General features: G+C 47.3%; 19 protein-coding genes. 7 read left to right on the top strand and 12 right to left on the bottom strand.

Annotated elements, in window-relative coordinates; all coding sequences use genetic code 11:
* Window positions 1-178: 178 nt before the first annotated feature.
* Window positions 179-406 carry a hypothetical protein gene (locus AAAT87_RS10355; protein WP_295023342.1) on the top strand — a complete coding sequence of 76 codons (228 nt, stop codon included), beginning with the start codon at window positions 179-181 and terminating at the stop codon, window positions 404-406.
* A 320-nt stretch (window positions 407-726) separates the two neighbouring features.
* On the opposite strand, the gene cysK is transcribed toward AAAT87_RS10355, so the two are convergent.
* The 6 genes from cysK to AAAT87_RS10325 form a co-directional block, all read right to left on the bottom strand.
* Window positions 727-1,674, bottom strand: a complete 948-nt coding sequence (cysK, locus tag AAAT87_RS10350) for a cysteine synthase A (RefSeq protein ID WP_118085561.1) — start codon at window positions 1,672-1,674, stop codon at window positions 727-729.
* Window positions 1,675-1,705: 31 nt separating this feature from the next.
* Window positions 1,706-3,001, bottom strand: a complete 1,296-nt coding sequence (locus AAAT87_RS10345; protein ID WP_349226364.1) for an O-acetylhomoserine aminocarboxypropyltransferase/cysteine synthase family protein — start codon at window positions 2,999-3,001, stop codon at window positions 1,706-1,708.
* 441 nt (window positions 3,002-3,442) lie between these two features.
* The gene (locus AAAT87_RS10340) at window positions 3,443-4,345 is read right to left on the bottom strand and encodes a hypothetical protein (RefSeq protein WP_349226363.1); all 903 of its coding nucleotides are present in this window, start codon (window positions 4,343-4,345) and stop codon (window positions 3,443-3,445) included.
* A 63-nt stretch (window positions 4,346-4,408) separates the two neighbouring features.
* Window positions 4,409-4,855 (bottom strand): DUF6108 family protein, encoded by a 447-nt coding sequence (locus AAAT87_RS10335; RefSeq protein WP_217313788.1) that lies wholly within the window; start codon window positions 4,853-4,855, stop codon window positions 4,409-4,411.
* A 66-nt stretch (window positions 4,856-4,921) separates the two neighbouring features.
* Complete coding sequence (locus tag AAAT87_RS10330; protein ID WP_295023333.1) at window positions 4,922-5,479, bottom strand: PG0215 family putative anti-sigma factor; 558 nt, start codon at window positions 5,477-5,479, stop codon at window positions 4,922-4,924.
* Window positions 5,476-5,991, bottom strand: coding sequence for an RNA polymerase sigma factor (locus AAAT87_RS10325; RefSeq protein ID WP_349226362.1), 516 nt, complete (start codon window positions 5,989-5,991; stop codon window positions 5,476-5,478). The genes AAAT87_RS10330 and AAAT87_RS10325 overlap by 4 nt, the downstream gene beginning before the upstream one ends.
* A gap of 178 nt (window positions 5,992-6,169) precedes the next feature.
* Between AAAT87_RS10325 and AAAT87_RS10320 the strand changes: the two genes are divergently transcribed.
* Entirely contained in the window at window positions 6,170-7,750 is a 1,581-nt protein-coding gene (locus tag AAAT87_RS10320; protein WP_349226361.1) for an L-lactate permease, read from the top strand.
* A gap of 102 nt (window positions 7,751-7,852) precedes the next feature.
* Here the strand turns inward: AAAT87_RS10320 and AAAT87_RS10315 are convergent, their stop codons facing one another.
* Complete coding sequence (locus tag AAAT87_RS10315) at window positions 7,853-8,797, bottom strand: DMT family transporter (protein ID WP_349226360.1); 945 nt, start codon at window positions 8,795-8,797, stop codon at window positions 7,853-7,855.
* 174 nt (window positions 8,798-8,971) lie between these two features.
* Here AAAT87_RS10315 and AAAT87_RS10310 point away from each other — a divergent pair, with 174 nt between their 5' ends.
* Window positions 8,972-9,787: an AAA family ATPase gene (locus AAAT87_RS10310; protein WP_089543767.1), complete on the top strand. Its 816-nt coding sequence runs from the start codon at window positions 8,972-8,974 to the stop codon at window positions 9,785-9,787.
* Between the two features lie 16 nt (window positions 9,788-9,803).
* Complete coding sequence (locus AAAT87_RS10305; protein ID WP_295023325.1) at window positions 9,804-10,805, top strand: DUF4435 domain-containing protein; 1,002 nt, start codon at window positions 9,804-9,806, stop codon at window positions 10,803-10,805.
* A 94-nt stretch (window positions 10,806-10,899) separates the two neighbouring features.
* Here AAAT87_RS10305 and AAAT87_RS10300 read toward each other — a convergent pair whose 3' ends face one another.
* The 5 genes from AAAT87_RS10300 to dxs all read right to left on the bottom strand — a co-directional run bounded on the left by AAAT87_RS10300 (window position 10,900) and on the right by dxs (window position 17,847).
* Window positions 10,900-11,928: a virulence RhuM family protein gene (locus AAAT87_RS10300; protein WP_296972769.1), complete on the bottom strand. Its 1,029-nt coding sequence runs from the start codon at window positions 11,926-11,928 to the stop codon at window positions 10,900-10,902.
* A gap of 110 nt (window positions 11,929-12,038) precedes the next feature.
* Window positions 12,039-13,001 (bottom strand): type I phosphomannose isomerase catalytic subunit, encoded by a 963-nt coding sequence (locus tag AAAT87_RS10295; RefSeq protein WP_117663694.1) that lies wholly within the window; start codon window positions 12,999-13,001, stop codon window positions 12,039-12,041.
* A gap of 67 nt (window positions 13,002-13,068) precedes the next feature.
* Window positions 13,069-14,526, bottom strand: coding sequence for a TrkH family potassium uptake protein (locus AAAT87_RS10290; protein WP_295023322.1), 1,458 nt, complete (start codon window positions 14,524-14,526; stop codon window positions 13,069-13,071).
* Between the two features lie 54 nt (window positions 14,527-14,580).
* The gene (trkA, locus tag AAAT87_RS10285; RefSeq protein WP_295023320.1) at window positions 14,581-15,924 is read right to left on the bottom strand and encodes a Trk system potassium transporter TrkA; all 1,344 of its coding nucleotides are present in this window, start codon (window positions 15,922-15,924) and stop codon (window positions 14,581-14,583) included.
* A 27-nt stretch (window positions 15,925-15,951) separates the two neighbouring features.
* The gene (gene dxs / locus AAAT87_RS10280) at window positions 15,952-17,847 is read right to left on the bottom strand and encodes a 1-deoxy-D-xylulose-5-phosphate synthase (protein WP_295023318.1); all 1,896 of its coding nucleotides are present in this window, start codon (window positions 17,845-17,847) and stop codon (window positions 15,952-15,954) included.
* A gap of 199 nt (window positions 17,848-18,046) precedes the next feature.
* Here dxs and AAAT87_RS10275 point away from each other — a divergent pair, with 199 nt between their 5' ends.
* From AAAT87_RS10275 to AAAT87_RS10265, 3 genes are all read left to right on the top strand, one after another.
* Complete coding sequence (locus AAAT87_RS10275) at window positions 18,047-19,453, top strand: C1 family peptidase (protein WP_295023316.1); 1,407 nt, start codon at window positions 18,047-18,049, stop codon at window positions 19,451-19,453.
* An 87-nt stretch (window positions 19,454-19,540) separates the two neighbouring features.
* Window positions 19,541-20,035, top strand: coding sequence for an RNA polymerase sigma-70 factor (locus tag AAAT87_RS10270; RefSeq protein ID WP_349226359.1), 495 nt, complete (start codon window positions 19,541-19,543; stop codon window positions 20,033-20,035).
* 80 nt (window positions 20,036-20,115) lie between these two features.
* Window positions 20,116-21,084, top strand: a complete 969-nt coding sequence (locus AAAT87_RS10265; RefSeq protein WP_349226358.1) for a FecR family protein — start codon at window positions 20,116-20,118, stop codon at window positions 21,082-21,084.
* Window positions 21,085-21,188 lie beyond the last annotated feature (104 nt).

Genomic DNA, 21,188 nt, shown 5'->3' with positions numbered 1-21,188 from the left:
TCTAAATTCAATGCAATTCTTGCTGTAGTACAACAGTAAGACGATTACTCATGCCCATAGGGGTGCTGAGTAGTTACGGTGATTTACGCTTGATTTAAAGATTGCTAAAAAATATGATACTTTCTTGGAAATAATTAGATTTTATCGTATTTTTGCAAAAATATAAATATAGTAAGGTATGACAGCAAAAGAAGATAAGGAAAAAGAAAAGACTCGCAGAGAAAATCTGAGCAAGTTTATATATCAGCTTGCTAACACCTGCTTTACTGCAATGGTAGTTGTTGCTGCAGTTGGTCTTGTACTAGGTGTAGAGGACGCTAAACCCTATGCTTTGCTGTTAGGTGTGGGATTATTTTCTACTATTTTCTTAGCGCTGTTTGCTGATAATATTTTAAAAAAGAAATAATTATGGAAGGAATGTATATTGTTTTAGGTGGTGTAGGAATCGTTGCATGCTGCCTTTATCTTTGGTCTGCTTTTACGAAAAGCGGTAAGAAGTGGATTGAGAGCCTTTAAGGCTTTTCTCCGGTGCTTGGAACCGCTTCGCTCTAAGGTTTGTATTATCCTGCAAATTATCAGGAAATCAAAATCCTCTCCGGCAACCGTGCCTTGCTCACAGAGAATGTCATCCATACCGAAGAGGTGAAACTGGATACGAAATGGGGATATTAACATATAGCACCGCATAACTATATAAAAAGGTAGTTATGGCGGTGCTTTTGTGAATTACAAAGGATACTCCTCGAAAGCGTAGAGTACAGTGCTTAAATAACGCTCGCCAGTATCTGGCAAGAGGGCAACAATCTTCTTGCCCTTGTTCTCAGGACGCTTCGCAATCTCGGTGGCTGCAAAGGCGGCGGCACCTGATGATATTCCTACCAGAAGACCCTCGGTCTGAGCCAAGTCACGACCTGCCTTGATGGCATCATCGTTCTGAATATCCAATACTTCATCGATATATTCTGAAGAGTAAGTCTCTGGAATGAAACCGGCACCGATGCCCTGAATCTTGTGAGGACCGCTCTGTCCGCCGTTCAATACAGGTGATGTGGCTGGTTCTACGGCAATCACCTTCACGTTTGGATTCTGCTCCTTCAGATACTTGGCGATACCCGAAATGGTTCCACCAGTACCTACACCGGCTACGAAGATATCAATCTCGCCATCGGTATCAGCCCAGATTTCTGGTCCAGTTGTGGCATAGTGCTTGGCAGGATTGGCTGGGTTGGTAAACTGTCCCAGAATCACGGAACCCGGAATGGAATCACGGAGTTCCTCGGCAGCCTTGATGGCGCCAGGCATTCCGTCCTTACCGCTGGTCAATCTCACTTCTGCACCGTAAGCCTTCACCAGGTTTCTGCGCTCCACGCTCATGGTTTCAGGCATGGTGAGGATGAGGTGGTAGCCCTTTACAGCTGATACCAGAGCCAGACCTACACCCGTGTTACCGCTGGTTGGTTCGATGATGGTGGCACCTGGTTTCAGGATGCCCTTCTGCTCAGCGTCCTCGATCATCGCAAGTGCGATACGATCCTTTACGCTTCCGCCAGGATTGAAGAATTCTACCTTAGCAATCACAGGAGTCTCCAAACCCTTGGATGCTGAATACTTACCCAATTCTACCAATGGGGTCTTACCGATTAAATCAGTAATCTGTTTATATATCTTTGCCATAACTGTACTCTAATTTAAATCATTAATATTTTTACTTTACGTAGGTAAATGCCTCATCGAGTGCCTCAATCAGGTCGTCGATGTTCTCGATACCGATGCTCAATCGAACGGTAGAAGGATAGATGTGCTGCTCCTCCAACTCCTCTGGGCTCAGCTGAGAGTGGGTGGTTGTTGCTGGGTGGATAACCAGTGACTTCACGTCGGCTACGTTAGCCAGCAAAGAGAAGATGCGCAGGTGGTCGATGAACTCCCATGCCTCTTTCTCGCCGCCCTTGATATCGAAGGTGAAGATAGAACCACCGCCGTTAGGGAAGAGCTTCTTGTAAAGCTCGTGGTCTGGATGAGAAGGAACGGCTGGGTGATTAACCTTAGCCACCTTAGGGTTGTTCTCCAGATACTCTACTACCTTCAATGCATTCTGAACGTGACGCTCTACACGGAGGCTCAATGTCTCCAAGCCCTGAAGAAGAATCCAGGCATTGAATGGAGAGATGGTTGCACCGGTATCACGAAGGATGACCGCACGGATTCGGGTTACGAAGGCTGCTGCTCCGGCTACATCTGCGAATACGGCACCATGATAAGATGGGTCTGGCTTGGCGAGAGTAGGGAACTTGTCGGCATTTGCCTTCCAGTCGAACTTACCGCCATCTACGATGACACCACCGAGAGATGAACCATGACCGCCGATGAACTTGGTAGCAGAGTGAACCACGATGTCTGCTCCGTGCTCGATAGGACGGATGAGGTATGGGGTGCCGAAGGTGTTGTCGATAATCAATGGGATGTTGTGGCGATGAGCAATCTCTGCCAACTTATCGATATCGGTTACATCAGAGTTAGGATTTCCGAAGGTCTCTGCATAGAGTGCCTTGGTATTGTCCTGGATGGCAGCCTCTACCTGCTCGAAGTTGCGAGGATCCACGATGGTGTAGCTGACACCCTGTGTGGATAATGTATGAGTGATGAGGTTATAAGTACCACCGTAGATGTTGTCGGCAGCTACGATGTGGTCGCCGTTCTGAAGGATGTTCTGCAGAGCGTAGGTAACGGCGGCAGCACCAGAAGCGACAGCCAAACCAGCTATACCACCCTCGAGGGCAGCCACACGGTCTTCGAATACACCCTGAGTAGAGTTGGTCAAGCGACCATAGATATTACCTGCGTCACGGAGTCCGAAGCGATCGGCAGCGTGCTGAGAGTTGCGGAACACGTAACTTGTGGTCTGGTAGATAGGCACCGCACGGGCGTCGGTAGCTGGATCTGGATTTTCCTGACCTACATGCAACTGAAGTGTCTCAAAGCGAAGTTTCTTTTCTGTACTCATAATCTATGTCCTTTCTTTAATTTTACGTTAATACTCAATCTTATTCATTTATATAAATCTGTCGCCCAGAAATCAGATTGATGTTCTCTCTCTGAAAGACATTCTTCTGAAAGACATTCTGATGTCCTTCTGAAAGTCATCATGCTGTTTGTTCTGATTGACGCTGCAAAGGTACGGCGATTTTCTGGATTCTGAAATAGCATATGAGTAGTATTCCTGCTACCACGTTTGTGGTATTCGGGTATTTTTTAGTAGAAAAATGGGCAAAATTACCTAATTTGGCCGTGTTTTGTTACCTAATTTGGCCATGATTTGTTACCCAATTTGGCTGTGTTTCACTTCCGAGTTTGGCTGGTAAACAGCAAAAAGTGGCGATAGGTGTGCGAAATCTATGTTTTTTTATGAGATTTCGCATACTTATCGCCACTTTTTTGAGAGAAATTACAGTCTAAATCCTAAGCCGATGGTCATCGGGTAGCACTCGGGAGCCTTGGTCTTGTTGAGCAGCGGGGTTATTCCGGCACGGGCGTAGAGCATCACTCCTGAGTAGCCAGCACGGGCTTCCAGGTTCAGGCCGATAGGCTTGAGGTTGATATCGCCCGTTTCGGTATGCTTGTGTTTTCCGATGAAGTAGCGGGAATGCTCGTGCCAGCGGTATTCTACCGATGGACCTAACGCCAGGAATGCATCATGGCATCCTATGCGCTTCTGCCACTCCAGCATGATAGGCAGGCGGAGCACATTGTAGCTGATATAGCTTTTCTTCAGCGTCTCGCCATCTATCGGAGTCATTGCCGATACCCCGTTTTCGGTGCTTAATACATAATTGTCCTTGAAATGGTGGTGTACCTGTCCGATGGAGAGAGAGGAGGTGAGCGCCATTTCGTTGGAAAGGCGGAAGCAGAGACTGGTGAGGGTGATGCCCCATTCCCACGACTTGGAGTCGCGACTGTGCATCTCGTTGTTGCCTCCCATGCTTCCCCTGCTGCCTGGCAACTGGCTGCAGCCGAAGAAGAAGGTTGGATAATGACTCTCCAGACTGCGCTTGCGCTTGCTCAAAGTCTGAGGGATGAAAGGTGAGGTGACAAATACCTTTTCTATTTCCTGACCATCTACGAATTGGGTTTCGGAAATCTTGGTCATCTCGTTCAGCTCGTTGCCGTTCATCTTATATATCTTCACAGAAGTCTGTTCACCATCCTGCTTGATGACGATGTTCTGGTCGTTCACTCTGATTGTGGTGTCGTTAGCCTCTACCGAGGCTGGTGCACTGTTGCTGTTGGTTTCAGCAAGGGCGAAGGCTGGCATCATGGCAGCCATCATCATTACGTTTTTGATATTCATAATACTATATTTTATATTGTTTCTTATTCTTATTGAGAGGATTCCTGTAGGAAGATGTTGCTTCTATCTTCTGGAATAGCAGAGTTGCATGATATCTTCGGGCGACAGGTCGCCTTCTATATAAATCACGGTTCCCTTACTTTTACTCGGGTTACTGAAGAGGATAAAGCGGTTGTTGCCATTGCTCAAGGGTGCCATCATGTAATAGCCGCTCACCATCTTTCCATTCTCCACCACTTCTCTGATTTTCTTTGCAGCCTTGCGGTCGGACTTCAGATAGTGGGCTATTTCCGTGGCATGGTTCTTATATACCAGGCTCTTGTATATCTTGAGCCTGTAACCTTTGAGTTGCGTATTCTGCATCGTAACCATCTTGCATCCCTTGGCGTGTCCGAATCGTTGGAATATACTTTTTACGTATAGTCCCTCCTGGGCATTAGCCGAAATCGAGGCTACCACGATAAGAAGCAGTCCGATGAAGAAGCGTTTTATCAAGTTGCATCGTTTCATATTCTATACCTTATTATAAATATTATACTTTATAGTTTGATTGATTGTTTCATCTAAAAGATGAATTTATTGTTTCATCATATCCAGGGCACTGAATGGATCTTCGGAATCTGCCGAAACATCTTCCAGGGCATCCAGGGCTTCATGGTGCACGAATTCCTGGTCGGTATAAACCTTTCCATCGATAACCGCATAACATTCAGGCTGAGGCTGGGCTATCTTCTGGATGCCTACAATCAGGAATGCGATGATAGCGGCGGCTGCCACAGAAGTGCCGAAATATTTGAGCCATCTGCTGCGAGAAGCTTCCTCTTTCTTTCCTTCTTTCTTTGGGATATTCTTTTCTTCATCTTCTAGAATATCCTCCTTTTCTATCTCCTTCTCTTTTTCTTCTTTTAGAATTTGAGAAAGATTCATCTGTTCGAATCCGATATAGCTGAAGAGGGCGCGATAGGATTCCCATTCTTCCGGAATATCATTGCCATGCTCTTCGAAAAATTTTCTGAGCGTTGCCTCTTCCTCATTGGATGTGGCACCATCCATATACTTGTCGAGCAAGTCCTGTATCGTCTTGAATTCATTGGTATTCTTGAATTCATCGATTCTTTTTATTTTATTGTTCATCTTCTTTCCTCCTTCTTTATTTTGTTCTGTTTCACGATATTCATATAGGTCTCTCTGATTTTGAGTCGGGCTCGGGAGAGATTCTTTCGGAGATTATCGGCAGTACATCCCGTTATCTGCATGATTTTATCGGCAGTATAGCCTTCTATCTCCTTCATGCGGAATATCTGCTGCTGCAAGGTCGGAAGCTGTGCCACTATCTGCTTGATGAGGTTTACCTCGTCCCGTTGCTCTGCCCGCCGGTCTTCTATGGGTACTTCCATCACCTTGTCGGTGGTGAAGTTCCGCTCCTCATGTCGGCACTGGTCATAAAACTTGTTGCGCATGATGGTGATGGCGAGCGCCTTGAGGTTATTTTCTGCCTTGATATTCTGGCGCATGTCCCACAGCCTGAGCATGACTTCCTGCACGAGGTCTTCTGCATTGTCGTCACTCTCAGTCAACCTTAGCGCATACGCTTTCAAGTCGCTGCGCATCGGTAGGATGATATGTTTGAATTCTTCTGTTCTCATAACCTTAACACTCTATAGACGTATGAAATTGAAAAATCGGACATCTTAAAAAAGATTTTTTTCAAAAAATGCTTTCTTTTTTCAAAGAAAAATGTTATTTTTGCAGTCATAAACATAAAATTTAGCAATCGAAGACATAAAATTTTTCAATCGAAAACAATAAAAAACTGAATGGCTTATGGCATCAATAGTTTCTATTATTCCCATCGTGTTGCTGTTCATCCTGATGCTCGGCTTCAAGATGGCAGGTCATAAAAGCGCCTTGCTGACGCTCGTAGTTACCGTGTTTCTCGCTCTCTTCGCTGCTTCGCCGCTGGGCATGATTGCCCCGGAACATGCGGAGGATAGCGTGATCGCCCTAACGGGATGGGCGGTGGTGGAAGGCATCCTGAAGGCGGTATTCCCGATTCTCATCATCATCCTGATGGCTATTTACAGCTATAATATCCTCGTGGAAAGCAAGCAGATTGAGGTAATCAAGAGGCAGTTTACATCGATTACCGATGATAAGGGACTGCTCGTGCTGCTCCTCGTATGGGGATTCGGCGGACTGCTCGAAGGTATGGCGGGCTTCGGAACGGCGGTGGCGATACCTGCTGCCATCCTCATCGGACTCGGCTTCAAACCGATGTTCTCGGCTCTGGTATCCCTGATTGGTAATACCGTGGCTACGGGATTTGGTGCCGTGGGTGTACCGGTTACTACGCTCTGTAACGAGGTGGCGGAAAGCGGATCGGCTTCGGCGGCTCAGATTTGCGAGACTTCGGCCTTCGCCATCATCCAGCTGTCACCTCTCTTTATCATCCTGCCTTTTATTATCCTGACGTTTACCGATAAGCACAATCTTATCAAGAATCTCATCATCGCCCTCTGGGTGGGAGTGATTTCCGTGGTAGTGCAGTTTGTCTGCGGCTATTATCTCGGTTCCGAGACTCCAGCCATCATCGGTTCGCTGGCAGCCATTATCGCCATCATCGCATACGCCAAGGTATTTGCCAGAAAGAGCAAGGTGCAGGATAAGGAAACCTTTGCGCTTGCCGAAAGCCTGAAGGCATGGAGCGTTTACCTCTTTATATTGATATTCATCCTGGTTTCCGGAGCGCTCTGTCCTCCGGTCAATGCTTTCCTCAAGAGTCATCTGGTGAGTGCGGTTCATCTGCCAGTGCTCGACAGCACCTTTAAGTTTGGCTGGATTTCCAATGCAGGCCTGATGCTTTTCCTGGGTGCTACGATTGGTGGATTGGTTCAGGGGTTGAGCCTCAAGAGACTGATGGTGATTCTTGCCCGTACCACGGTGAATCTGCGCAAGACGGTGGTGACCATCTGTTCGCTGATAGCTCTGGCAAGTGTGATGAACTATTCGGGAATGATTACTTCCATCGCCTCAGGTCTGGTGGCTGTAACGGGTGATTTCTATCCTCTGGTAGCGCCGATGATTGGTGCCATCGGAACCTTCGTAACGGGTTCTGATACCTCTTCGAATATCCTCTTTGCCAAACTCCAGGCTCATGTAGCCAACCAGTTGGGCATGACGGGACAGAGCACATTCTTTGGTATGGAGGGCGGTCAGGAGAACTGGCTAGTTGCTGCCAATACCACGGGAGCCACGGGTGGCAAGATGATCAGTCCGCAGAGCATCGCCATCGCTACTGCAGCCTGCGATATGGAGGGAAAGGATGGAGAGATTCTCCGTTCGACCATCCCATACGCCCTGCTGTATATCGTATTGGGTGGATTGATGGTTTACTTCGGTTGCTGATATTCTTTTCTGATCTTCTTTTCTTATATAGCAAAAAAACTGTCCTCATCTGTTATTTCAGATGGGGACAGTTTTAGTTTTATAAATCGACATTAAAGCTATCTAAGCATGTCTTTTCTCGTAAGCCAGACTGTGGTCGTGCAGGTCGATATCATGCTTCGACTTACTCTTTACTACGAGCCATACGCCAGAGAATACGAGGATGGCGGCAATCGCCTGCATACCCTTGAATACGGCGAGACCTACGATAACACTCACTGTGACCGATACCAGCGGCTGCACATAGTTATATACACTCACCACGGTAGGGCGCAGAGTCTTCTGACCAATCATCATGCAGATGTAGCCCAGATACGTGCCGAAGAGAACTACGTAGCCCGTTTCCCACCAGGTGCTCATCGGAACATTGGCAAAGTCGATGCCCATCACGTGACTGATGGTGAAAGGCCATATAATGATGGTGGCCCAGAGGAACATCCACTTGTTGATGGTGAAGAGCGAATACTTAGACAGCAGGTTCTTGAAGAGCGACAGGTAGAGAGCGAAGGAAAGCTGCGCCGACATACAGAGCAGGTCGCCCCAGATGTTTCCCACCTTGGCATTGCCAGCCGTGGCACTTGTCATGATGATGATGACGGCACCTGCACATCCCATCAGTACACCGAGCGCCTTCTTCCAGGTGATAGGCTCCTTCAAAATCAGGAAGGAGAAAACCATGGCGAAGATAGGCATCGAGGTGGTCATGATGCTGGAATTGCTAGGCGAGGTCATGTTCAGACCGATGGTGTAAGAACACTGGTTGAACACGAGGGCAAAGAGTCCTGCTGCAGCAAACTTGACGATATCTTTTACTGGAACATGCTCTTTCTTGGTGAAGAGCGAGGTGAGCCAGAAGAGAATGGCGCCACCCAATACGCGGAAGCTCACCAGGTCGATGCCGTTGATGCCGTGAAGCATGGCATCCTTGCCTACGGGAGCCATCAGTCCCCAGAATGCGCCGGAACAGAAGAGGCACAGGTGGGCGATAAGAGGTCGTTTGTTATCCATTTTTCCTTATTTCTATTTAAATCTTCTTTATTTTGAATAAAATCGAGTGCAAAGGTACAAAAATTCGAGGAATTTTGGTATATTTGCGGTATATTTTTTAGAAGTTAAAGAAGTTAAGAAGTTAAGACTATTGTCTTTTTCAGTTCTTGACGATTAAAGATAGGAGAATATCTTATGCAGAAATATGCTGATTATATCAAACAGATAGAGATAGAATCTCTCTGGAGCGGTACCAAACATATTCTTTGGAACCTTGACCGCCGTGTCAATATCCTGAGTGGTGTAAACGGCGTGGGCAAGAGTACTATATTAAATAAGGTGGTAAAGGGTCTGGCGGCTGGCGGCGAATTCCCTAGTCACATGATCAAGGGCGTGCATCTGAAGGTGGAGCCGGAGGAGGCAAAGTGGATTAGATATGATGTAATCCGATCGGTAGATAGACCACTGATGAATGCCGAGATGATCAACAAGATAGACCTTACCCTGGTTACCGAACTCGACTGGCAGCTCTTCCAGCTGCAGCGCAAGTATCTGGATTATCAGGTGAACATCGGCAACCGCATCATCGCCGTGCTTCAGAGTGGCGAACCGGATGCCGCCTTCAAGGCTCAGCAGCTGAGCGAACCGAAGAAGATGTTCCAGGATATCGTAGATGGTCTTTTCAAGGATACCGGCAAGACCATCATCCGTACTGCCAACGAAATCCGCTTCAACCAGATAGGTGAGCAGCTCTCGCCTTATCAGCTCTCGGCTGGTGAGAAGCAGATTCTCGCCATCCTCCTTACCGTGCTGGTGGAGGACAACCAATCTTATGTCCTCTTTATGGATGAACCGGAAATCAGCCTTCACTTCGAATGGCAGAAGCAGCTCATCGGTCTGGTGCTGAAACTCAATCCGAACATCCAGATCATCATGACCACCCACAGTCCTGCCGTGGTGATGGACGGATGGACCGATAGGGTGACGGATGTGAGCGACATCACGATATAAGTGAAAAAGAAGTATTATGGCTAAACGTTTAACCGATAATATCAACTCCCTCTACTTTGAGGCCGCCAACAAGATGACCTCGAAGAAGGCTCGGCGCAAGATAGTGGCTTACGTCGAGAGCTACGATGATGTCTTCTTCTGGCGGTCGGTGCTGGGAAAGTTTGAGGATGAGACCCGCTATTTCGAAATCCTGCTTCCTACCCGCAACAACCATCTCGACCGCGGCAAGAAGGCAGCTATCAGTAATATGCTCAAGGGGGTGGGCAAGGATATGATAGCCTGTGTGGATGCCGACTACGATTTTCTGCAGCAGGGTACTACCGAGGCTTCTCAGCTGATGCTGGAGAATCCTTATATCTTCCATACCTACGCTTATGCCATTGAGAATTTCCAGTGTTATTCCAAGGGTTTGCACGAAACCTGCGTGATGGTGACGTTGAACGATACCCATATCTTCGATTTCGAAAGATTCATGGAGGCGTATTCCCGTACGATATGGCCGCTCTTCGTGTGGCATCTTCTCTTCTATATCCGTCATCGCAAGATGTCGATGCATTTTGATATGGCAGAGTTCGACAAGGTCATCGTATTGCCATCAGTCAGAATCCAGGACCCTCAGCAGGCTATCAATTATCTTGCCAAGAAGGTGAGGGCGAAGCTTTTCCAGCTGGAGCGCCGCTTCAAGACGTTCAAGGATGAGCTGCCGGATATGATCCAGTATCTGAATAATCTGGGGGTAAACGAGCATAACACCTATTTATATATACAGGGTCATCATCTTTTCGACCTGGTGGTTTGCCCTTTGGTGCAGACGGTCTGCGATACCTTGCGCAATGTCAGGGAGAATGAAATCCGTGATAGGGCGGTTCATTCCGAGCAGGCACGCACCGAGATGGCATGCTATGAGAACAGTCTGGGCAAGGTGAAAATGATGATGAAGAAGAACACCTTCTACCAGTTCTCTCCGGAATTCCAGAAGATACAGGCGGATGTGGAGAAGTATTTGAGTGAAGAGTGAAGAATTGAAAATCGGCGACCGAGAGGAAGCCAACAGAAGAGTGAAGAATTCATGTGCAATGCCTATTGAATTCTTCACTCTTTTGCTATAAGTATTAGCTATCTGCTTTATCTCTGTCATCGGACAATCGTTTCCGCTCTCTTTCAAAGTTTTCTAGGAAGTGAATTTCTACAGGAGAAAGGTCATTCTTTGTTCGTTCTTTGAATTTGTCGTATTCAGTATCAGCCTTTTCCTTTGCCAACTTTGCAGATATCTTACCTGCATGGGTAAGTATGTCTTTTCGAGAGATGCGGAGAAAGTCGTCTAGGATGTTAATCCAGTCCTTCATATACATTGGGCGATGCTCTTCTGCCTGCATTTCTGCAAAGTCAAGATAGAGACTCACGATGCGATTCAGCGATTTAATCTCGGCTTGTGTGAGATAATTCTTCGCAATCTCGGCTTCTGGCTTTGTAGGCATAGCACCTGACCAAGTGGTGAGTCCCATGAAATCTTTTTGGGCATCTGCACGTTCATAGATGATTTCCGCTGCGGTATGCCCATGCACAGAATAGTGCATTTTGTTTTGTACCGTCTTGAAGAACTTTTGGGTCATTTCCACACGAGGGTCATAGTCGATACTGAGCGCATAGATTTCCAGTACCTTGCGATAGAATACCTTTTCACTAGAACGGATGTCCCTAATTCTTGCTAGAAGTTCATCGAAATAGTTACCGCCGCCTGCACGTTTCAATAAGTCGTCGTTTAAGGCAAACCCCTTCACGATATACTCCTTTAGCACCTTGGTTGCCCAAATTCGGAATTGTACACCGCGATAAGAATGAACGCGATAGCCTACGCTGATAATCATGTCGAGGTTGTAATATGATACAAGATGTTTTTGTGTCTTACCTTCTATAGCTCCATGTTTTGTGGTAGTTGCAAATTTTGCAACTACCATATTTTCATCTAACTCTCCCTCCTCCAACACATTCTTAATATGTCTGGAAATGGTGGATTTGTTGCGTTGGAAAAGCTCTGCCATTTGGTCGAGTGACAGCCAAACGGTATCGTCTTGCAACTTTACCTCTATCTTTGATTCTCCATCGGGAGTTTGATATAATAGAAATTGTCCTTTGTCCATGTTCGTTTCTCCTTTATTCTTCAAAGTTGAGTTTTGGCAGAGATTCAATAGTTTAATAAAAAGGTTCGCAAGGCAATAAAACTTGCGAGCCTTTTTATTTCTTTTCATTTTTATACGTATGTCTCCAGGAACTTCAAGGTTCCTTCTACCTTCAATGTCTGGGTAGAGGCAGGAACTACGATGCTCTCGCCGCCCTGGAGCGTAATCTCGTTACCCTCGTTGTCGGTAATCTTAGCCTCACCCTTCAAGCCAATCAGAATCACGAAGCTGTCCAACTCTGAATAATCCAGCGTCATTGGCTCATCGAGATCATAAACGGCTGTGGTGAAGTAAGGGCACTGTACCATGCTAACACCCTGATTCTTGGCAGGAGTGTAGTTCTGGCGATAGTCTGCCAATACGGTGTAGTCGATGCACTCAGATGCTTCCTTGGTGTGGAGCTGGCGATAGTTGCCATCCTTGTCCTTGCGCTTGAAATCGTAGATACGATAGGTAACATCGCTGGTCTGCTGAATCTCGGCAACGAAACAGCCTGTTCCAATGGCGTGGATTCTGCCGGCAGGGATAAAGAAGCAGTCGTCCTCCTTCACGTTATACTGAGCCAGGGCATCGGTGATGGTATCATTCTCCACCATCTCCTTGTACTGCTCAGGAGTAATCTGCATCTTCAAGCCGTTGTAGAGCTTGGCATCTGGCTCGCTTGGCAGCGCATACCACATCTCGGTCTTGCCGCGCTCCTTACCCTGCTTCTTGGCAATTTCGTCATTAGGATGTACCTGGATAGAAAGGTCGGTATTGGCATCGATAAACTTGATAAGCAATGGAAACTCGTTGCCAAAACGCTTATAGTTATCTGCACCGAGGAAATTCTCCTTCAATTCAGCAACAACCTCATTGAGCTTCTTGCCCTTCATCTCGCCGTCGGCTACGATGCTCTCGTTGCCAGGAACACCTGAGATTTCCCAACTCTCGCCAACTTTCTCCTGCTTGATGTCAAGATGCTTGAAGGCGATGATCTTGTTTCCACCCCAGATGGTGGACTTCAATAGCGGTTCAAATTTTAATGGTTTCATAATTTTATTGAATTAGTTGATAAAATGTTTATTGTCTAGGATTTCCAGTACCTGCCTCCTGCGGAAACTAGTTCTCTCTCCAGAAGGCTGGAGTGAAGATTACCAGTACGCTGAATATCTCCAGACGTCCGATGAGCATCATCAGCGAGCAGAACCATTTTGCCACATCCGGCAGTTCGCTCCACGACATCGTCGGACCAATCTCCGTACCCAGCGTCGGACCTACGTTGCCCACACAGCTCAGGGTGATGGTGATGGCATTGGTGTTGTCAATGCCCATGGCTATCATCGTGAAGGAGATGACCAGGCAGATGATGAGATAGGTAGTGAGGAAGGCGAGCAGCGTAACCCGCTTCTGCATCGGCACGTTCACACCATCAATCTTCAGAGGCAGTACCGCATTAGGATGCAGAATCTGGCGGAATTCATTCTTCACCATTCTTACCAGCATCACGGCGCGGATACATTTCAAACCTCCACTCGTACTGCCCGAGCAGGCTCCGAAGAACATGCAGGTTGCCAATATCACCCAGGTGACATGAGGCCAGAGGGCTGCATCATCATTAAACAAGCCTGTGGTGGTGATGAATGAAACCACCTGGAAGACGGCGCTGCGGAAGGCATGCTCCATATCGTAGTTGCGCATCGCCATCAGCTCTACCATGATGAAAGCCGTAAAGGCGGTGACGAGGAACATATAGAACTTGAACTCCGAGTTCTTGAACAGATCTTTGATCTTAAACTTGATGACTGCCGCATAGAGTAGGGTGAAGTTCACTCCCGAGAGGAAGCAGAAGAATGCACAGATGTATTCCAGCGCCGGCGAATGGAAGAACTCGGTACTGCTGTTGTGGGTGGAGAAACCACCCGTAGCCGTAGTGGTCATCGCATAGTTGAAACTGTCGAAGAGATTCATTCCTGCCACATAGTAGGATACGATGCAGGCGATGGTGAGCATCAGATAGATACTCCAGATCCATTTTGCCGAAGTGGAGAGCCGGGGATGCAGCTTGGTCTTGATAGGACCCGTAGCCTCGGCGGCAAACACCTTGGTCTGTCCTCCTACAAGTGATGGCAGCAGGGCGATGGTGAAGAACACGATTCCCAAACCGCCTATCCACTGGGTGAGCGATCGCCAGAACAGCAATCCGTGCGGGAAGCACTCCACATCATCCAGAATGGTGGCTCCCGTGGTGGTGAATCCCGACATCGTCTCGAAGTAGGCATCCGTAAAGTTATTGATGTAACCGCTGACCATGAAGGGCAGGGTACCGAAGAGACTGAAGATGATCCATGAGAGCGATACCACGAGGTAGGCATCACGGCGCGACATCGAATTGTCTGCTCCATGTCCTTTCCATTTCAGGATGAGTCCGCCGCCGATGGTGGTTAGTGTGGCTACCACGAAAGCGAAGATGTCGTCCTGCTGGTAGTAGTATGCCACCAGCAGACTGATGAAGAGCAGGAATGCCTCGATGAAAAGCAACTGTCCCAGTATCTTGTATATCAACTTACTGTTTATCATTCCCTCTTGTCTTTATACCTTATTATATATAATATACCTTATTATATATAGAGACTAAATGAAATATTTCTCAATTTTCTTCATATTGATGTTGTGGCAGAATACCATTACCGAGTCGCCCGGTTCTATCTGGGTGTTACCCGAAACCAGCATACCTTCGCCGTTTCTCACCAGACCACCAATGGTAACACCGATAGGCATTCCCAGGTCTTTCACCGGTTTCTTGGTAACCTTGGAATCTTCCTTGGCGATGAATTCAGCCACATCGGCGTTGGCACTCATCAGGAATCTGACGTTCATCACGTCGGCATCGAGCATCATCTGATAGATGTAGCTGGCAGCAATCATCTTCTTGTTGATGATGGTACCGATATCCAGACTTTCTGCCATGCTCACGTAATCCACGTTTTCTACGGCAGCCACGGTCTTGCGTACACCCATTCTCTTGGCGGTGAGGCAGGCGAGGATATTGGTCTCCGCATTTCCCGTCAGCGCCACGAAAGCCTGGGTGCTTCTGATTCCTTCCTCTGTAAGGAGAGGAATGTCGCGGCCATCGCCGTGGATGATAAGGATATGATTGTCGTCGAGGATATCGTTGAGATATTCGCAGCGATTCTCATCTTTCTCGATAATCTTGCACTCCATGTATTCCGGCATTTTCTTCACGGCTCTTACGGCAGTGCGTCCGCCACCCATCACCATCACGTTCTTCACATCCACATAATGCTCCTTTCCCACAATCTTGCGGATGTAGGGAATGTAGTTGCGGGTGGTCATGAAGTAGGCGAGGTCGTAGAGCTTCAGCTCATCGTTACCACCCGGGATGATGGTATCGCTGCCTCGCTTGATGGCTACCACGTGGTAAGGGTCGTTGGGACCGCTGATGTTCTTGAGCGGCTCGTTGAGGATTTCGCATCCCTCACGCAGCTTGATGCCGAGCATCACGAGGGCGCCGTCGTGCACATCCCAGCGCTGGCGCACCCAACTCATCTTGAGTCCGTTGTTGATATCTACGGCAGCGAGCATCTCCGGATAGATGAGCTTGCTGATACCGAGTTCCTTGAAGAATTCCTGTGCCTGCGGTTCCATGTATTCCGGATTATCCACACGTGCCACGGTGCGCTTGGCACCGAGATTCTTGGCAAGGATGCTGGAGGTGATATTGGTACTCTCCACCGGGGTGACCGCGATGAAGAGATCCGTATCCTGAACACCGGCATCCCTCAGGGTCTGCAGACTGGTAGGCTTTCCTATCATGGTGAGCAGATCGCAGTCGGAGCCGATACTTGCCAGGTGCTCTTCGCTTTCATCGATGAGTGTAATCTCCTCCTTGCTGCGCGACAGGAGTCGCGCCAGGTGGGTACCGATGGCATAGGCGCCAGCTATGATGATTTTCATATTGATGAATATTTAAATTTCGATGCTCTATTTTCCGATAATGGCATTCTTGATGCTCTTGTGGTCGAGATGTACAATCTCGCGCAGCTGTTCTACGGTGCCATGCTCCACAAAATCGTCTGGCAATCCCAGGCGGGTTATCTGTGGCTGATAGCCGTGGTCGCTCATCCATTCGAGTACGGCAGATCCCATTCCGCCCATTCTTACACCATCTTCTATGGTCACGATGCGCTTGAACTTCTTGCCCACCTCGGTGAGGATGTTTTCATCCAGCGGCTTCACGAATCGCATATCGTAGTGCGCAACGCTCATCTTCGTTTCCTTCTCTACCTCTTCGATTGCCTGGATGGCATCGTTTCCGATAGGACCGATGGTGAGCACGGCTACATCTTCTCCGTCTTTCAGCTTTCTGCCGGTACCGGTCTTGATTTCCTCCATCTTGTTGCGCCAATCTACAAGCACACCGCAGCCACGAGGATAACGGATCACGTAGCTTCCGTGGTCTGGCAGCTGGGCTGAATACATCAGGTTGCGCAGTTCGTGCTCATCCATCGGCGAAGCGATGGTGAGATGCGGGATAGGGCGCAGGGCTGCCAGGTCGAAGGCGCCATGATGGGTAGGACCATCTTCTCCTACCAGTCCGGCACGGTCGAGGCAGAGCACTACAGGCAGGTTGAGGAGTGCCATATCGTGGATGATATTGTCGTAGGCACGCTGTGCAAACGAACTGTAGATGTTGCAGAAAGGAATCAGACCATCCTTTGCCATACCACCCGAGAAGGTGACTGCATGACCCTCGGCGATACCTACGTCGAAGGTGCGGTTTGGCATCGCCTTCATCATGATGTTCATAGAGCATCCGGTAGGCATGGCTGGTGTCACGCCTACGATCTTAGGGTTCTGCTCGGCAAGTTCCAGCAGGGTCTTTCCGAAGACATCCTGAAACTTAGGAGGCTTGTTGCTGTTGTCGGCAATGATTCTCTCGCCGGTTTCCGGGTCAAATTTGCCTGGTGCATGCCAGATGGTAGCACTTTTCTCGGCTGGTTCGTATCCCTTGCCCTTGGTGGTATGCAGGTGGAGCAGCTTAGGGCCTTTCATGCTTCTGAGCTGCTTCAGGATTCTTACCACTTCCTTTACATCATGACCGTCGAATGGTCCGAAGTATCGGATGTTCATTCCCTCGAAGATATTCTGCTGATGGCTTAATACCGACTTGAAGGCATTGTTCAGCCGGATGATGCCGTTCTTGCGGTTATCATTGAGAATACCCTTGGAGTGGAGCCACTGCGAAGCCTTGAAGCGAACCTTGTTGTAGGTCTCGTTGGTGTCGAGCTGGAGGAGATACTTCTCCATGCCACCCACGGCACGGTCGATGCTCATATCATTATCGTTGAGGATGATGAGCATATCGTTTGGAGTACTTGATACATTGTTGAGTCCTTCGAAAGCTAAACCACCGCTCATCGCACCATCGCCGATAACGGCTACTACGTGGCGGTCTTTGTTGCCTGTTTCGCGTGCTGCCACCGCCATACCCAGAGCTGCCGAGATAGAGTTGCTGGCATGTCCGCAGGTGAAGGTGTCGTATTCACTTTCAAGTGGTGTTGGGAATGGACGAATGCCATGGAGCTTTCTGTTGGTGCAGAATGCCTCACGTCTTCCAGTCAGAATCTTATGTCCGTATGCCTGATGGCCTACATCCCAGACGATGCGGTCTTCAGGAGTATTGTACACGTAGTGTAAAGCTACGGTGATTTCCACAACACCCAGAGAGGAAGCAAAATGACCTGGATTTACAGCCACTTCGTCGATGATGTCTTCTCTCAATTCTTTGCATACCTCTGGCAACTGATTAATGCTCAGTTTGCGCAAATCATTAGGATATTTGATATTGCTTAACAGACTAAACTTACTTTTGTCCATAATTTAATAATTTTATAAGTGCAAAGGTAATGCTTTTTTTCATAAAATAACATTTTTATGGGAAGAATTTCGCTTTTTTCGATAATTCTTTGTATTTTTGCAAAAAATTAGGAAGGAATCAGTAAAAGGAGAGGAACCTTTCGTTCTCTCCGGTTGCGCTTTTCCAGTAAATAAGTAACTAAACATAAAGATTAAATAAATGAAAAAGAACCTGTTCTTTGTGGGAGCCTTGATGATGGCTTCCCTCTCGATGATGGCGCAGACCAAGAATGGCGGCATCAATCAGACTATGCTCCAGCAGATAGAGAAAAGCCAGACTGGCGGTGTGACCAACAAGGCTTTGTTTAACGCTATCGCTGGCAACAACATCGATGATCTCGTGAAGAATCATGCGAATGAGGCTCCGGTAGATACTCATTTCAGCATCGAGACTCCTTCTCAGAGCATCCATAACCAGAAGAGTTCCGGTCGCTGCTGGATGTTCAGCGGCTTCAATGTACTCCGTTCCAACTTTGCTGTCAACGACAAGCAGGGTAGAGTAGTGGAGTACTCTCAGGACTATCTCTTCTTCTACGACCAGCTGGAGAAGGCTAACCTGATGCTCCAGGGTGTCATCGACCTCGGCAAGAAGAGCCTGGAGGATCCTCAGGTGCAGTTCTTCTTCAAGAATCCACTCAATGACGGTGGTACTTTCTGCGGTGTTGCCGACCTGGCTAGCAAGTACGGTCTCGTACCAATGAGCGCTCAGCCAGAGACTTATTCCAGCAACAATACTTCCAAGATGAGCCGTCTCATCAGCAGCAAGCTCCGCGAGTATGGTCTCGAGCTCCGCAAGATGGTAGCCCAGGGCAAGAAACCTGCTGCTATCCAGGCTCGTAAGACCAAGATGCTTGCCCAGGTTTATCACATGCTCAGCCTTACTCTGGGTGAGCCGGTGAAGGAGTTTACCTATGCATTCCGCGACAAGGATGGCAAGCAGGTAGGCGAGGCTAAGAAATATACTCCTAAGAGTTTCTATGAGGAGACTGTTGGCAAGGACCTCAACGGTACCTTCCTGATGGTGATGAACGACCCACGCCGTCCTTATCACAAGACATACGAGGTAGAATACGACCGCCATACCTACGATGGTCATAACTGGAAGTACCTGAACCTGCCTATGGAGGAGATTGCGCAGCTCGCCATCGCTTCCCTGAAGGATGGTCATAAGATGTATTCCAGCTACGATGTGGGCAAGCAGCTCGACAGAAAGCGTGGCTATCTGGCACTCGACAACTTCGATTATGCCAGCCTCTTCAACACTTCATTCCCAATGAACAAGGCAGACCGCATCGCTACTTTCGAGAGCGGTTCTACCCATGCCATGACTCTGACTGCGGTAGATCTCGATGCTGCCGGAAAGCCTGTGAAGTGGAAGGTGGAGAACAGCTGGGGTGCTGACAATGGTTTTGGTGGCTGCTTCATCATGACCAACGATTGGTTCAACGAGTACATGTTCCGCCTGGTAGTAAACAAGAAGTATGCTTCTGAGCAGCTCTTGAAGGAATTCGACCAGAAGCCAACCATGCTGACTCCAGATGATCCTCTGTTCCAGTTGGAAGACTAATAATAAGAATATTCAAAGCCATATATGGTGTATCATGCGCCATATATGGCATATTGTTTCTAGTAATCAACATAGAATTAGGTATAGATGAATAAGCGGGAAGTTTTTGGGCATTTTTTCAAATCATATTATGGTCGATTATATTATTATGCGCTGCAACTTCTGAAAGATGAGGAGGCAAGCCGAGATATCGTGAGTGGCGTTTTTGCTCACGTATGGGAGAATTTCGACACCTATGACATGCAAACCTTACCAGCCTTCTTGCTTAAAACCGTGAAAAATAAGTGTTTAGACTATCTTCGGCATACAGCTGTTCATGCACAATATGCCGATTACTATCTTCATGCAGTAGATCAATGCTATGAAGATAATGATATCCAGAAAGAACGTCAGCGGCAAGTAGAAGAAATGTTGGATTTGTTACCGGATACTACTCGTCATGTTTTGGAAGAATGTTATCTTAACCATAAGAAATATCGGGAAGTGGCAGATGAGATGAATGTCTGTCAGGAAACGGTCAAGCGCCATATCATGAAGGCCTTGAAACTGTTAAGAGAACATTATCATCAAATAAAAACTTGAAAATAATCAAAAGAATCTCAATTGGGGATGTTACTATTTTGGTAGGTAAAACGTATTATTTTTAGTAAAGAAATAGAAATATGATGAAGCAAACAGATATTTTTAATGATGAGAGTTTACAGAATGACATCCAAGACTTGGTTGCCATAGAACAGGCTATGATACGAAAAACATATCCTCTGCCAAACCTTGACAAGGAGTTGGAGAAGATAGTAGGCAAAGAAAATTCGGATGCCGAAGAGCCTGTGAAACATCAATATCCGATGATGAGAATGCTGATGAGTGCTCTGATGGGCGCTGCTGCTATGTTGGCGATAGTTTTTGTATGGCAGTGGGTGAGCTCCAGGCAGACTATTGATGAAGCTACCGGAAATCGGATAACGCAAAATGTATCTTCTGAACAAGGTATGACAATGCTTCAGACTGCAGATGGTGAGATGATTACTCTGACACTGGCTGATGGCACTGAAGTAAAGCTCAATAGTAATAGTAAGATTACTTATCCCCACTGCTTTAAGGGAGCAGAGCGTATGGTGCATCTTGAAGGAGAAGCATTCTTCAAGGTAAGGCACGACAGTAAGCGTCCTTTTGTGGTGGATGCAGGTGGTGTCTTGACCAAGGACTTGGGTACTTCTTTTAATATCAAGGCTTATCAGGGTAGTGACTGTAAAGTGACTTTGGTTGAGGGAAAGGTGGAAGTCCTGGCAAAGAACAGTCAGCATAAACCTGTGACATTGAATCCGGGACAGCAATATTCCTTAAGTGCAAAGGAGACTGTTTCTGGGCAGATAATTAATGTAAATACGGATGAAACTACCGCATGGGCAGATGGTGTGCTCTATTATCACGACCAGACTTTGGAATACATCTTGGATAATCTTGCAGCATATTATCAGAGTAAGGTGGTATTTAGAAATCCTGCAGTCAAAACCAAGCATCTCGATTTCTCCGCAGATAAGAGTGGCAGTATAGAGGATGCTATAGGACTCTTGAATAATCTGGGAGTTGCAAAGGTTAGTTTTAAGGGAAATACTATATATATAGAATAAGGTATTTAAGTAAATCTTGATGTATCGTCACATCGGCATTTTTGGGAAATTATAATGCCTGAAAATGCCGATGTTTTAGTTTTATTTGTAAGAAAACAAACTTT

The sequence above is a fragment of the Segatella sinensis genome (assembly GCF_040095255.1).
In the GTDB taxonomy this organism is placed as follows: Bacteria; Bacteroidota; Bacteroidia; order Bacteroidales; family Bacteroidaceae; genus Prevotella; species Prevotella sinensis.
This window is presented reverse-complemented; position numbering and strand designations above follow the sequence as displayed.